Annotated in this window: 14 protein-coding genes; 4 read left to right on the top strand and 10 right to left on the bottom strand. The window is 45.3% G+C overall.

The features are described 5' to 3' along the window. Window positions 1-632: 632 nt before the first annotated feature. From glpX to C400_RS0123900, 10 genes are all read right to left on the bottom strand, one after another. Window positions 633-1610, bottom strand: a complete 978-nt coding sequence (glpX, locus tag C400_RS0123950; RefSeq protein ID WP_017428486.1) for a class II fructose-bisphosphatase — start codon at window positions 1608-1610, stop codon at window positions 633-635. 218 nt (window positions 1611-1828) lie between these two features. Continuing rightward, on the bottom strand, window positions 1829-2632 hold the full coding sequence (locus C400_RS0123945; RefSeq protein ID WP_016818475.1) for a pyruvate, water dikinase regulatory protein: 804 nt from the start codon (window positions 2630-2632) through the stop codon (window positions 1829-1831). Between the two features lie 13 nt (window positions 2633-2645). Beyond that, window positions 2646-3260, bottom strand: coding sequence for a helix-turn-helix transcriptional regulator (locus tag C400_RS0123940; RefSeq protein WP_223822107.1), 615 nt, complete (start codon window positions 3258-3260; stop codon window positions 2646-2648). 239 nt (window positions 3261-3499) lie between these two features. After that, window positions 3500-4711, bottom strand: a complete 1212-nt coding sequence (locus C400_RS0123935; protein WP_017428484.1) for an ABC transporter permease — start codon at window positions 4709-4711, stop codon at window positions 3500-3502. After that, window positions 4708-5427 (bottom strand): ABC transporter ATP-binding protein, encoded by a 720-nt coding sequence (locus C400_RS0123930; protein ID WP_016818473.1) that lies wholly within the window; start codon window positions 5425-5427, stop codon window positions 4708-4710. Before C400_RS0123930 ends, C400_RS0123935 begins: the two co-directional genes overlap by 4 nt. A 6-nt stretch (window positions 5428-5433) precedes the next feature. Further along, window positions 5434-6891: an efflux RND transporter periplasmic adaptor subunit gene (locus C400_RS0123925; protein WP_017428483.1), complete on the bottom strand. Its 1458-nt coding sequence runs from the start codon at window positions 6889-6891 to the stop codon at window positions 5434-5436. 13 nt (window positions 6892-6904) lie between these two features. Next, on the bottom strand, window positions 6905-8068 hold the full coding sequence (locus C400_RS0123920) for a TolC family protein (RefSeq protein ID WP_017428482.1): 1164 nt from the start codon (window positions 8066-8068) through the stop codon (window positions 6905-6907). A gap of 689 nt (window positions 8069-8757) precedes the next feature. Further along, the gene (locus tag C400_RS0123910; protein ID WP_016818470.1) at window positions 8758-9081 is read right to left on the bottom strand and encodes an MGMT family protein; all 324 of its coding nucleotides are present in this window, start codon (window positions 9079-9081) and stop codon (window positions 8758-8760) included. Window positions 9082-9197: 116 nt separating this feature from the next. Continuing rightward, window positions 9198-10358, bottom strand: a complete 1161-nt coding sequence (locus tag C400_RS0123905) for a rhamnogalacturonan acetylesterase (protein ID WP_017428480.1) — start codon at window positions 10356-10358, stop codon at window positions 9198-9200. 267 nt (window positions 10359-10625) lie between these two features. Beyond that, window positions 10626-11048 (bottom strand): hypothetical protein, encoded by a 423-nt coding sequence (locus C400_RS0123900; RefSeq protein WP_016818468.1) that lies wholly within the window; start codon window positions 11046-11048, stop codon window positions 10626-10628. A gap of 168 nt (window positions 11049-11216) precedes the next feature. On the opposite strand from C400_RS0123900, the gene C400_RS0123895 reads away from it, so the two are divergent. The 4 genes from C400_RS0123895 (at window position 11217) to C400_RS0123880 (ending at window position 14899) form a co-directional block, all read left to right on the top strand. Further along, window positions 11217-11642, top strand: coding sequence for a CHRD domain-containing protein (locus C400_RS0123895; RefSeq protein ID WP_016818467.1), 426 nt, complete (start codon window positions 11217-11219; stop codon window positions 11640-11642). Between the two features lie 200 nt (window positions 11643-11842). After that, window positions 11843-13018 carry an acyltransferase gene (locus C400_RS0123890; RefSeq protein WP_017428479.1) on the top strand — a complete coding sequence of 392 codons (1176 nt, stop codon included), beginning with the start codon at window positions 11843-11845 and terminating at the stop codon, window positions 13016-13018. A gap of 57 nt (window positions 13019-13075) precedes the next feature. Continuing rightward, window positions 13076-13777, top strand: coding sequence for a response regulator transcription factor (locus tag C400_RS0123885; RefSeq protein WP_026065508.1), 702 nt, complete (start codon window positions 13076-13078; stop codon window positions 13775-13777). A gap of 15 nt (window positions 13778-13792) precedes the next feature. Further along, window positions 13793-14899 carry a sensor histidine kinase gene (locus tag C400_RS0123880; RefSeq protein ID WP_017428477.1) on the top strand — a complete coding sequence of 369 codons (1107 nt, stop codon included), beginning with the start codon at window positions 13793-13795 and terminating at the stop codon, window positions 14897-14899. The last annotated feature ends 14 nt before the right edge of the window (window positions 14900-14913 follow it).

Raw genomic sequence — 14913 nt, 5'->3', positions numbered from 1 at the left:
TTTCCAAACTACAAAAACAACAATTTGACTTTTTCGCTCATTATCTGCCCATCATGATCTGTAAATCTAGCCTAAAACATAATTTCACATTTTCACGAACATTGTAAAACTAAAATCATTATGATTTACAATTACGCCCAAACCCCTTATCCTATAACAATTTTATCTTTACATGCCATTAACATAAATGTAACAAATTCAACCTGATATCATCCGACAAATTCCGCCTTTTTCCGCGCCCACCTTCAACCTCCTATATAATGGAACTAATTTAAAACAAGCACACACAAACCAAAATTAATAACTCTTTAAATTTTTAATAAACCGGGTTTTTAAGTAGTTCTAAAGAACTATATTATGCATAATTTTTTTTGACTCTTCGTCTAAAAAAATTAGTTCTAATTGATTTTTTCGCTTCCAAAGCTATGTTTTTTTCTTTTCAAGCCTAATAGAAACTTTTCAATTTTACTTCATAAGTACCTGTTTTTTAGAAATTTATATCCTTGATTTTACTCTTTCATCCCCCAAAAACAGTAACAGCAAACAGCAAGTCTCCCTTTAGTCAGAGACTTGCTGTTTTATAAGTTTATTATGATTGAATTCACCAGCGAGGGAAGTCTTGACTTCAAATTTCAAGAGGATGCCGCTGCCGCGAGCGTACCGGAAGAATCAGCAGTATGATGAATACTTCGCACGAAACGAATCGTTTTTGTATCTGAATGCATTACAACTGAATGGGTTTCAGCTCTGTGACCAGGCAGAGAACGAACCCCCTGCAACCACTCACCAGCCGTCACGCCTGTAGCGACAAACATCACGCCTTGGCGTCCGACCATGTCCTCCATCGACAGCAACGCCCCTGGATCAGTAATACCCATGCGTTTGCAACGTGCAATCTCTTCTTCTCCATGAGGCAGCAAGCGGCCCTGTATTTCTCCGCCCATGCATTTCAGCGCGGCCGCGGCCAATACACCCTCAGGAGCGCCGCCAGAGCCGATATGCAAATCTACACCGCTGTCCAGGCAGGTTTCAATTGCACCCATCACATCCCCATGACCAAGCAGCTTGATCCGAACGCCGCTTTCCCGCAGAAGCTGAATGATCCCGGCATGCCGTGCACGATCCAGAATGGACACTGTAAGATCGGACAAGGATTTCCCCAGTATGCGCGCTGCTTTTGACAGTGTAGTCGGGATCGTGTCCTCTAGTGACAGCTTTCCAGCCAATGCCGGACCAACAGCTAATTTTTGCATGTACATATCCGGAGCGTGTAGTAGACTACCACGAGGTGCAGCAGCAATGACCGACAGTGCGTTATTCAAACCGTTCGCCACCGTTTCCGTCCCTTCGAGAGGATCAACAGCTATGTCCATGGCTGGCCCTCTGCGATTGCCTACTCTCTCCCCGATATACAGCATGGGAGCCTCATCCATTTCGCCTTCGCCAATCACGACCGTGCCGTCCATGGATACCGCATTAAAATGAGTACGAATGGCTACTGTTGCCGCCTCGTCCGCGCTATTCTTATCTCCACGCCCTGTCCATTGTGCCGATTGCAGTGCCGCTGCCTCTGTTACCCGAACGAATTCCAATGCCATTTGACTCTCCATACCTATCCCTCCACCTCTCCTAAAAATGATATTACCTACAGGCAAATAAATATTTTCAGGGCAGCTTTGCTGCCATTTTATTTATATCTTTATATAATCTCCTATATCCTACGGCCGATCCTTATCTTTAGAGCAGCTTTGCTGCCTTTTATATTTACACTCCTGTATCCCGTAATTCATATTTTCTTTATAAGCGCTGCTTCTAAGTTGTTTCGCTTCTATAACATTCTGATAATCAAGCCTGCTGTCTCTTCAATGGCTTTATCTGTAACATCAATGACCGGACAATTCAGCTCTTTAAACAAAGACTGCGCATACGCGATTTCCTCTTCCACCCTTGTCGCTGTGGCATATTGCACATTATTAGGAAGCCCCATAACCTTTAGTCGTTCACTGCGTATTTTCAACAGCAGCTCCGGCTGGATCGTCAATCCGAATACTCGGCCATGCTGAACATCCTTCAACTGAACAGGCGGTGTAAGCTCCGGTACAACCGGAATGTTGACTGTTTTATAACCTTTATGTGCGAGAAACATGGATAAAGGAGTTTTGGAAATACGTGACACTCCAAGCAATACTATATCTGCTTTGAGAATGGCGCTCACATCTTTGCCATCATCGTATTGAACTGCAAAATCCAGTGCCTCTACACGCCGAAAATAGTTGTCGTCCAGTCGGTGCAGTAGACCAGGCTTCTCTTTGGGATCGTTATGAAACGTATCGGCAAACGCCTGCATCATCGGTCCCATAATATCGACAGCCCGCACATTCAGCCGGACAGCCTCTTCTTTCATCGCCTCTCTCAATTCCGGCTGTACCAGCGTATAAGCTACAAAGCCTTTACGCTCGGCAACTTCCTCCATTACCCGACTCAGCTCGTCTTCATCCCTCACGTTCATAAATCTTTTGATCTCTGTGTCTGGTAACTCAAATTGGCGCATGGTCGCCTGTACGACAGCTTCTGCCGTCTCACCAATCGAGTCTGAACAGATCGCTATAAAATGACTGCTCGCCTGAACCATTCGATTCCTCCCATTAATCCTCTGCTACCATATCGAGCAACATTTTAATAATATTTGTTTTTGTAATACGTCCCACGACTTTCCAGTGCTCTCCTGGTTTGTCAGAATCCGAAGGGACGACGACAGGCAGGCTGTCGATTTGACGAGCAATAATTTTGCGTGCTGCCTCTAGTACGGTATCCTCTGGGGAAACAGTGACCACATTCGCCTGCCGGGTCATCACAAGACTGACAGGAATGGTTGCTGCATTGGGATTGCCTAACGTTACCTTGAGTAAATCCTTGCGGGAAGCCACCCCTGCCAAATCTCCGTCTTCATCGGTGACGATCAAATTGCTCACATTTTCCAAAAATAGAGCTACGACAGCTTCCTGAATTGTGGTTGTTTCACGTACGATGACTGGAACCCCGTGAAGATCACCGACCTTCATTTGCAAAAGCCGGAATTTTTCCTCCCGGTTCGGCGTGCCCCGCTTTCCAACAAAATAACCGACCTTGGGCTTAGCATCTATGTAATTCAGAATGCCCAATTTGGATAGGTCGGTCCGAATGGTCGCCTTACTGAGATTAAGCATTTCCGCAATCTGGTCACCCGTTATCGGGGCATGCTTTTGTACGATGTTTAAAATTTCTACTTGTCTTGCCGTAAGGTCGATGATGAACGCCCCTCCTTTTTTTGCTTGCGATCTGATATTGAATATAATACGTCATATATAATAATAAATCAACCTAAAAAAAGCATATAAAACATCACATATATAAAATTAAAGTGGTTATTCATGTTTTTTTATCATTTAAAACACTTATTCCATACAAAAAACGGGTGCTTTATCCCCCCTCTTTCGAGTAAGGCAAAGCACCCGCTTTCCTATTCGTATCTTAAAGCATCAATCGGACGCAGCTTCGAAGCCTTGCGCGCCGGATATACTCCAAACAGTACGCCGACTCCCATGCAGCACAGAAAAGAGTACAACACTGGCTCTATCGAATACACAATCGGCATTTGGACGAATTTCTCAAGCAGCTTTGCACCCCCAAGACCCACCATTACACCGACTAGTCCACCCATTAGACTAAGAAAAACAGCCTCAGCCACAAACTGCAGCATAATATCACTGCGCTGCGCACCAATCGCTTTGCGAATTCCGATCTCCCTCGTACGCTCCGTGACGGACACCAGCATAATATTCATAATACCAACACCGCCAACACCGAGCGCAATTGCAGCTACACCGATCAGCAGCATATTCATAACCCGGTCAACCCCAGACACTGTTTTTAAGATTTCCGTCTGGGTCATGATTTGAAAATCATCGCCCTCTGATGGCTTTAGCTCATGTCTGGCACGCAGCACCTGCCGGATTTCAGCACTTGCCTGATCAATCCTGTCCTCCGTTGTTGCAGAGGCATTCACCTGCTGAATGCTCATATTGCCCAGCCGTTCCATTCCAGTTGTAATCGGTACATATACCTGCTGCCCGCTGTTGCTCATATTGGAATTGGAATTGGTCAGCACACCAACCACCTTAAAAGGCAACTGCTTGATCATGATGGTCTCACCGACTGCCCTGGAGGCATCCGGGCCAAAAATATTACGGGCTGCATCACTCCCCAGCACAGCCACATTCATCCGTTTATCCACTTCATAGTGAGTAAACGACCTGCCCTGAGCTAGCGACAGCTTTCTCACATGGACAAATGCCAGCGAAGTCCCCTCAATTTGCCCGCTGACCTTATTGCGACTCCACGTAATATCTGCACTGGTCATCGCACTTGGTGCTACCTCTGCGACTGCTTTTTGCTGCTCTAGCGCCTCGATATCCTCCAGAGATATCCCTTTCGTCTGATTGAACGACATGGAGCTGGACCCATCATATGGAGCATAAGGATAGATCATCAGCAGATTATTTCCCATACTATTGATCTGCGATGTAATTGTAGCGGTTGATCCTTTACCGATGGCTACAATCGCAATCACGGCGGCCACTCCGATAATAATGCCCACCATGGTCAGCAAGGATCGCAGCATATTGGTTCGCAAACTATTGAGCGATACACGAATAATTTCCTGAAATTTCATGCCTTCACTTCCTCTGCCGCCATTCTTCGTTTCTCAACAGGCTGATCCTTTTCAATCCGCCCATCTCGAAAATGAATCAGACGCTTGGCGTATTCCGCAACCTCCTGATCATGAGTAACCAGTACAACCGTTTTCCCCTGATCGTTCAGACGCTGAAAAATCCCCATGATTTCCACACTTGTTTTGGAGTCCAAAGCTCCTGTCGGTTCATCCGCCAAGAGAATAACCGGATTGTTCACAAGTGCACGCGCAATGGATACCCGTTGCTGTTGACCGCCTGACAATTCGTTTGGCCTGTTGTTCATCCGGTCGCCTAGACCTACACTTGTGAGGGCATCCATGGCCCGCAAACGACGCTCCTTGGCAGAAACTCCCGCATAGATCATAGGCAGTTCCACATTCTCCAAAGCTGTTGATCGCGGAAGCAAATGGAATTTTTGAAATACAAATCCGATTTTCTGATTACGTATAATAGCCAGTTCATCCTCGCGGGCATCTAAGATCGAATATCCATCCAAATAAAATTGTCCTGACGTAGGTAAATCCAGACAGCCGATAACATTCATCATCGTGGACTTGCCTGAACCAGACGGTCCCATAATCGCAACAAAATCACCGTCAGCAATATCAAGTTGAACCTCACGCAGAGCATGAATTTCCTGATCTCCGACATGGTACACTTTTTTCAAACCCTCAATCTGAATAACATATCTCATGCCCGTTTAAAAGCCCCCCTGCATGCCGCCCATTGCGGAAGGATCTGGCGGAGGTTCAGGAGCAGGCACAACAATCGTGTCCCCCTCCTTTACACCGGATTTAAGCTCTACTCGGTCTGGCGTGTAAAATCCGAGTTCTACGGGCTTAAATGTGCGTGCCCCGGGATTCGCAGCGTTAGCAGAAACATACACGCCATCCTGGCCTCCTTCGGATCTCAGTGCAGTCGCAGGAACGAACAGTACATTTTTGTGTACTCCCAAAATAACGGCCACATTCATAATCATGCCTGTTTTTAGCTTACCTTTCGGGTCATGTACAGACATCTCCATTAAATACGTCGTCATCCCTTCATCCGTAGAGGCTTCCGGTGAGACAAATTGCACCTTGCCTGGAAACGATTCACCCGGATATGCATTGGTCGTCAACACAGCCGTAAGCCCCTTTTTGACCTTGACAATGTCGGTCTGACTTACCTTCACAACGACCTTAAGGTCGTTGGAATCCGAGTTATTCATTACAATAAATGGAGCCGTCGGACTGGTTCCCACATCTCCGTTCACCTTTAAAACCACTCCGTCCCACGGCGCCGTGACCTGAAGCTTGTTCAACTCATTTTTTTTCTGCTCCAGCTCAGTCGCCAGTCTTCGAACCTCTATCCGTGAGGATTGAATACTCGATGCATCAGCCGGAACCTGAGTCTTATGAAGCTCAGCCATTGCTGCACGGTAGCCAATTTCAGCCTCTGAAATGGTGCGACGTTTTTGCGACATAATTTTGCGGAACTGTAAATCTAGATTATCATAGTCCGTTTGTGCTTTATCCAATGCTTGCTCAGCCTGCTCCAATTCACTGTTGGATACTGCCCCGGCATCGTGTAAAAACTTTTGGTCTTCATATGCCTTTCGTGCCTGCTCCAACTGCTTTTTGGAAGCTTTCTTCTGACTTTCGGCTTCTTCCAGCTCAAATGATTCTTGCGCTGTATCGACAGCCATTTTGGCCCGAAGTACATTTGTTTTCTGAATTTCAATATCCTCCGCCTTCGGACCCTTCTCCAATTCAGCCAGCTTGGATTTCGATATCTCCAAAGAATCAGACGCACTTTGTATTTGCATTTTAATTTCTGAACTGTCCAGAAGCGCCAGCACTTGCCCTTTTTTGACCTTGTCCCCGGCTTTCACGTTCACCGCAGCCAGCTTGTTATCGCCTGCACTCGTAAAGTTCAGCTTCACTTCCTTGGATGCTTGCACGGTGCCGGACGTGTCCAGCTTCTCGCTCACATCGCCGCGCTCTACTTTAAACGTCTCGTCCTGAACTACAGGTGCTGCCTGCTCTTTGGGCATATTCAGATATACTGCTGCTCCGCCTCCGCCTACAACCAGCAAAAAAATCGCAGTCCAGATCCACTTTTTTCTCCGTTTTCTCCGTAGCTTGATTAAAGCATCATTTAAAACCGTTTCTGCCAACGCCTTTTCCTCCCTATGTGCTCCATGGCTTGTTCAACGTATACTCATTTTGATCCAACTCGATCGCCAGCTCTTCCATTTGCCGTTCAATCTGGTTTACTTTCAACTGGTTGTTTTTCAATTCCATCTCAATAATTAGACCTCTGACCCACTTTTTGTGTGATAACTCCAAGGCTTCTTTTGCTGTACGCAAGCTTTCTTCCAGTTGTACGTATTTCTTTTGGTTTTCCTTAACCGTGGCATACAAATTGCGGAGTGATTCAGCAAAATCCTTTTGACCTTTGGCGAGCTCCTCCTTAGCTGTATCAACATCCATTTTAGCTAGATCGTAAGCACCTGCACCGTTATTAAAATCAAAATATCTCACATTGAGTTCCGAAGTTTTGATACTATCCTCCAGCTTCCATAAATTCGGATTCATGTCTGTCAGCTGTTGTATATGTAATTCAATATCCAGCTTCTTCGGTTCCTTGTACACGGGTCGATCCACCATTTCATAGGCTGTTCCGTTAGGCTGTCCCATAAGGAAGTTCAGAGCATCCCTGGATTTTTGCAACGCAATTTTCCCCTGCTCGACCGCTTGCTCCGCCTGGACTCTGGCCTGTGTACTCTCGTTTTTCGCATATTCAGACAGCTTGCCTCGCGCAAATTTGGCAAGTGCAATCTTTTCCTCCGCTTGGGCGATTTCAAGCGCCTCCAGATCATTTTTCACCTGATTCTCTGCTACAAACACACTTTGGTAGCTTTTCATTACATTAAAATAAATCTGGTCTTTGGCATATTGCGCTTGCTTTTTGCTGGCTAGATAGGATAGTGTCGAGGAACTGTAATTCCTCCAGGACGTTTCATTATCAACATACTCATTGTCTATATAATCGATAGGTGAATTACCCAGCTCCTTTTCGGCATTTTTCAATTCAAGTCTACGGCGCTCTACATCCCGCTCGGCGGTACGCGTATTGTAGCTGTTCGTCTGTGCCCATTCCACTGCCTGCTTAAGCGTTAATGGAGGTAGAGCCTGTCCCGTTACGGATGATGTCTTTGACGTAGCTGCAGCAGATGAATTAACTGACATATTTGCTGACATGCTTCCTGATGGACTGTCAGCCTGTACAGTGGTGACCAAACCTGTAGAAAAGGACAATACAAGCAGCACGGCAGCCGCTTTTTGCTTCATAAATGAATTTCTCCCCTTTCGGTGCATCTTCGAATCTTTTCCATTCTTTTCGACATAAATTTCCACGAATTCTTCGCATTCTAATTGTACTTTCAGGTTTATGTTGGTACAAGGTGTCAAAACAATACATTTTTGTAACCTTTACTGCCAGATTACTCGTTGTAAACTACTTTACACCCCACCAGACATAGATTTAATCTGTTTTTACCTGAACTTTACCTAAATTTCAGCTAATTTTAAGGAAACTAACAGCATCTATTAAGGTTTGGAACATATACTAGAGAAAGAATAACAGCCGCTCACTAGGAGGGTTAATAGATGATAAAAGAATCTCGCATGACAACTACTAACGAACCGTCTGATTTATGGATGACTCGCTTTCTACGCGAATCAGAACAAAAAAAAGAAACAACTCATTCGGGAAGCCCGAAAAAATAATGATATACCGCTAATGAACAGTATTTCTTTTCACCTTGCCCAGCGTGACCAGCAGCATCTGATTGGATAAGCTTAACTGGGAAATCTAGTGCTATATATGAATACCCCCCTTCGTTAATCTACATGATACGCCAGTTTAAAAAGAGACGGGACAAATCAAAACTATGATTTGTCCCGTCTCTTTTTGGCGAGGATTCAGACTAGTGTTGTATTGTGTCTCAAAAACAATGCCACCTTTGCTCGTTCCTCGCCTATTCTTCCATCTCCGTCTGCGGATGATATAGATATTGATCCAGCGGGATACGTCCGTTTGCATTAAACTGTATGCCCTCTTCTTCCAAGTACAGGCGCTGCAGGGATGCGGACTCATCCTCCTGCAAAGCAATCTCTCCCAAGCGGTTGACTACTCTATGCCATGGAAGTCGGTGTTTTTGGCTCAGTGTATGCAAAATTCGCACCACCTGTCTAGCACCTCTTGGGCTTCCGGCCTCTGCCGCAATTTGACCATAAGTCATTACTTTTCCCTCAGGGATCAGCAATATAATCTGAAGCACTCGGGCAGTGAAAGGCTGCATGTTCTAATTCCTCCGCATTACTATTGATTTTTTCCATTATTATAGCACCCTGAACAGAGGCCAAAAACCCCTGCTCCTACAAATGTAAGAAGCAGGGGTAAAACCATCATTGAAATTTAGAATCCACTCAGACCCTGCTTCTTCAAATCCTGTGCTACTAATCGCGCCAGTTCCCTTGCACCCGCAAAGTTTGGATGTAGTGTATCACCGTTCATATACAAAGCTAGCGTAGCTTCTTTGCCAATAGAGGTGAAATAAGCTGAACTGAGAACATTCAGATCGACTAAAGGCGTTTGTTCCTCTTGAGCCAGCGCCAAAATAGCGCTTCTATACCATCTGTTTTCAGCGTTGTGTACATTGTTAGCATTAAAGTCAGTGGCTCGGCCTTGCGGTGTTGACAGAATTACCGTCGCCCCCTTAGCCTTCACCTGCCGAATCATATCCCGCATCCAATCCTTAAACTCCGCTTCGCTTTCGTTATGCTTTGGATTGGTGTCATTAATGCCTAATTGGAGAATAAAATAATCCCCTGGCTTGATATATTGAACGATCGCCTCTAACTGACCATCGTGATGGAAGCCTCTAGCAATCTGGCCCCCTGACGCCATATTGCGAATTTGAAAAGTATTCGTATTTACAAACTCTGGCAGCAGTTGACCCCATCCTGCCTGCACACTGCTATCTAGCGGATAATAGTTACATACCGTAGAATCCCCGCCGATATAAATCGTGCGATTCGTTACTGGATTGCTAGACAATTGCCTGATTTCCAGTGCACTGAGTGTGAAGACTGCGCCCTCTTTGCCTTCAGTAACTAGCAGATTTAATTGTCCGTCTGTCACTGGAATTTGAAAACGATCCTTGGCCCCATTTCCCGTCATATTTATGACCTGATACACCCCTTCGGCCGCAACACTCGAACGAGAAGTATTTCCTAAAGTAACCGACACCTCATACAAACCTGGAGAAAGATCGACGTCGAAAGTATTCTCGCTTTTCGTACCTGTAGCCAAGAATTGTACCGCATCACTTGCCACTCCAGTTCCCGATGCACTGACATTACGCATATTCTCAGGGGTACGAAAGCCATAGCCACGTGCTGAGTCATAGGACAGCGAAGCGCTCACTCCGGTATACCCCGTTTCGACCGTACCCCCGCCAAAATCAAACTTGTACTCGCCAGTGGATGCATGTGCCGGGGTAGCTATCCCCAGCCCCGGCGCACCACATAAAAAAGCTGCTAAAAGCATACCAGTCAATCCTTTTTTCCACTTCATTTTTCATTCCTCCTCCAGATTTTTAATTGCATGAAGCAAAGAATATTTTTGTAAGCGCATACATAAAATTCTACCCATGGTTGCAGGGTTGTACCTATGTCATTCTTATGCAATTGAAAAGTAGCTTATTCGTTAAGCTGAACTTGTACTTGTCAGCCTGCATAGTGAGTATGATCCAGTATATTATATGCCTGTACACAAAAAAGCTTCGCAGATCCAACTGCGAAGCTCCCTGAAGCAAAATTCCGTTAGTTCAAAACTACTGCATTAATCCGAAACCAAAATCCCGTCGAAGCTCTCTGGACCTACTCGTATTGTACCCAGCAGGTTAGCTGATACAAAGGCTGTATACACCAATTGTGGCGTAATCGGTGGGTTAAAATCATCTGCTGAGAACGCAATAACCTGTGGAGCTAATAAACTTAAATTAAAAGTTGACGTAGCCGAATAAACAACAGGGTCTGTTATCTGCGTACCTCTCACAATAGTAATTGTAATCCCTACTAAAGCAAGTGGAATTTGAAGAGATATAGTTCCTTTAAGCAGAACCCGTGGTGTACCTGTAGCTCCTTGGGTGTTTAATCCGATCTGTCCGAACAATTGCGGCGTATTTAAAAGAGTGATTGGGATGGCAATAGAGTTGGCTGTCGAAGCATTTTGGGATGTTCTTCCATCAATAAATGTTCCCATAGTTTCTCCTCCTCTCTCTATCAGATACTCATAGTCTATGAAAAAATCAGTTTTGTGCTTGGACTGAATAACTTGTAAAACACACAACTTCTGATGAATAGGCGAATGTACAGCCCCTTCTCTGATCCTGTGAATACACTAAACCAACACTGGGAAAGGAGGGACGTAATGTCCAATAAGTTTAGAGCCACGTTGAGGGGGGCTAATGAAGTGCCTCCTGTCAGAACGAATGCGACAGGAACTGCGGAATTTCGTTACCGTCCAGCGAGCCAGCAATTAAGCTTTGAGCTGACGGTTCGCAATATTTCACGGGTAACTGAAGCGCACATTCATCTGGGACGAAGAGGTGAAAATGGTCCTGTTGTTGCTACACTGTTTGGCCCTTCGAAGTTTGGGATTACCGTAAGAAGAGGTGTCGTTACCGGCGTGCTGCGTGCAATTGATCTTACCGGTCCACTCAGAGGCAGAACCATTAATGATTTGGTATGCCAAATTAGAGAGGGCAATGCCTACGTCAACGTCCACACGATCCGTCATCCGAACGGTGCCATTCGTGGGCAAATCAGACGCGCACCTATCAAACGTTGCAAATAACGAATGAACATGAGTACTAAAAAGAACTTCCATACTGCTCATTTTGAGCCTATGGAAGTTCTTTTTTTTTAATTCTTAACAAAAGTTAAGAAGTTCATAAGCGATTCTTAAGCCGCTCCCTTTCAGGTTGTTAAGAACTTTATCTTTTAATAGAAAGAGTTCAACAAGATACAGTTCACTACTGAAAGGAAATGAAGCTTATGAAGCCTACGACCAAAGAAAAAATTCCTGAATTACAGTTGGTCAGAGCCATGGCGATTTTAGCCGTCTTAATGGTACATGCCACTTCCTATGCAATGGTCCAACTTACAAATTCCAGCCTTTATGTTGTATATAATGCGCTCAATGTGTTGATGAAGTACGGTACCCCTGTATTTATCGCGCTTAGCAGTATGGTGCTATTCTATAACTATAAGGATCGCCCGCTGGGACGACAGCTCTTGAGGCGCTTTTATAAGCAGAGATTGCTGTACATCCTCTTACCTTATGTCATGTTTTCTCTGTTTTATTTCATCCTGTCCCTTATGGCTGGCAGTACCGAACCATGGAGTATAACTACACTTGCGGAAAACTTTGCTCTGAAACTGGTTACGGGCAAAGCGTACACCCATTTATATTATATTTTTATCATGATGCAATTTTATCTTGCATTTCCATGCATACTGTGGCTATTCCAGCGTTATCGGCAATTTCCGCAATGGTCTATTGTCATTGGGCTGCTGCTACAGTGGTCATTTATAATTAGCAACAAATTTCTCTTTCAGGTTCAAAATAAAGGCAGCTGGGCGCTGTCCTATGTGGCCTGCTACATGCTGGGCGCAGCTCTCGGCTATTACTATCCCCAGCTTCGAACTTGGTTTCTGATGCGTAAGGAGGAACGAAGCTTTACAAGTGTGCTGACATGGATCGCAATTTGGGCTTTATGGCTGATTTCAGCCACCATTCATGTCTATATGTGGTACGAAAATAGATTGTACGGAACCTCGTACAATTCGCTAGTTTTTGAACTTATGTATAACATGTACAGCCTGTCTAGTACGCTGGTATTACTACAGATTTCCTTTTTAATGTATAGAAGACAACATTCCTTTGTCATTCGCAAGCTGGAACGTCTGGGCACACTGTCCTTTGGTGTGTATCTCATACATCCATTTTTCCTACTCTTGTATCGGCAGTTTTCACCACACATTGGCTCACCGCAGCTTATTCATGTGTGGTACGCTGGAGGTTTTTTCTGTGCACTTCTTTGTTCTTGGCTCGTCGTGTCGGTCATCGCCCGCTTCCTGCCATGTGCGTGGATTTTGTTCGGTCAACTACCAGCCAGCAAGCGACCTGAGATCAGTGTCCATAGCCTCCATCGCCAAAAAGGTATATAATACGCCCATATTGTATACTGCTGGAAAGAACAGAAAGGGTGCACAACCATGCATAACATGCATAACGGAACCATTTTATTAGTAGACGATGAGCCTGAAATTATTAAGCTCATGCAAATATATTTAGAAAATGAAGGATATCGCTTGCTCATGGCACGGGACGGACTGGAAGCGCTAGAGCAGGTTAATCGGGAACAGATAGATGTAATGGTGCTGGATGTGATGATGCCCAACATGGACGGGATTGAAGCCTGCATGAAAATCAGGGAAACCGAGCATTTTCCGATCATTATGTTGTCTGCGAAGGGACAAGATATGGACAAAATTACAGGGCTTAGCGTTGGGGCCGATGATTATGTCACCAAGCCGTTCAGCCCGCTGGAGCTAGTGGCACGCATCAAATCCCAGCTACGTAGAGTACGGAAATATACCCACTCCTCTCCTATATTGGAGCATGAAATGGTACTGGATGAACTCTCCATTAACACTGTTACACATGAGGTCACTCTCGCTGGAGAATCCGTTAAGCTGACTCCGCGTGAATTCGCTATTGTTGAGCTTTTGGCTCGACACCGGGGTCAAGTGCTGAGCATGGAGCAGATTTATGAGAAGGTCTGGAAGGAACAATATCTGGAATCCAACAACACGCTAATGGTTCATGTGCGTAAAATTCGCGAGAAAATTGAGACTGATCCAAGAAAGCCCAAATACCTGAAAACGGTGTGGGGCATCGGCTATAAAATGGAAAAATTCGATTAATGGAGGACTTGCGTCTTGAAGGCAAAACGATACGATACGCTGGGATGGAAGCTGGCAGCCCTTAGCCTTGCCGCCTTCACTTTAACTGGACTAATTTTAATGGTGTTTTATTATGGAGCGTCTTTGCTGTTATGGCTGAATCCCTCGCGTTCTTTTTTTGGCACTCGGCTGATCCGCTGGACCGTCAATCACATTGGTTCCTCACTGATCTTGCTGGTGTGTGGGCTGCCTTTATATATTTATTTCTTTTTCCTCTTTACCAAAAATACGATTGGCTATCTACGCGAGATTACGACAGGGATGCAGAATTTCGCGGACGGAAATTTATCCTATTCGATCCCGGTATCTTCCGCAGATGAACTGGCAACCTTGGCAAAAAATATGAACACCATGGCAGACAAGCTCCGTCTTTCAATAGAAGAAGAACGGGCTTCCGCCAAAGCGAAAAACGACCTGATCACTGGTGTATCCCACGATCTTCGCACCCCGCTAACATCGGTGATTGGCTTTTTGGAGTATATTGAAACCGACCGTTACCGGGATGAAATTGAGCTACGCTATTATGTAAACATTGCTTATGAAAAATCGCTGACGCTTAAAAAGCTGATCGACGAGTTATTTGAATACACGCGTGTGAGTGGTGGTAGCCTGCCACTGGAGCTGGAGCCTGTAGACCTCGGCAAATTGCTCACTCAACTTGCTGAGGAATTTGTACCCTCACTGGAACAGGCGGACATGTCCTATCGTGTCCGAATCGTTGAGCCTGTTCGGATTTTGGCCGACACGGACGAGCTGGTGCGCCTGTATGAAAATTTATTTTCCAATGCGATTCGATACGGAAAGGATGGTAAGCGTCTCGATATCACGATAGGACGTGAAAGCGATGAAGCGATAGTGATCTGCACCAACTACGGCACCCCGATTCCACCGGAAGATGTCCCACATCTCTTTGAACGGTTTTACAGAGTGGACAAATCACGCTCCAAGGAAACCGGAGGTACCGGGCTGGGCCTTGCTATTACCAAGAGCATTACCGAGCTACACAATGGCCGCATTTCGGTTAGGAGTAATCGCAAACAAACAGATTTTGAAACCCGTTTTCCGATCTATCGCGCCCGTTAGACGGGCAGTATAAC

This window comes from Paenibacillus sp. ICGEB2008, assembly GCF_000307675.1.
In the GTDB taxonomy this organism is placed as follows: domain Bacteria; phylum Bacillota; class Bacilli; order Paenibacillales; family Paenibacillaceae; genus Paenibacillus; species Paenibacillus polymyxa.
This window is presented reverse-complemented; position numbering and strand designations above follow the sequence as displayed.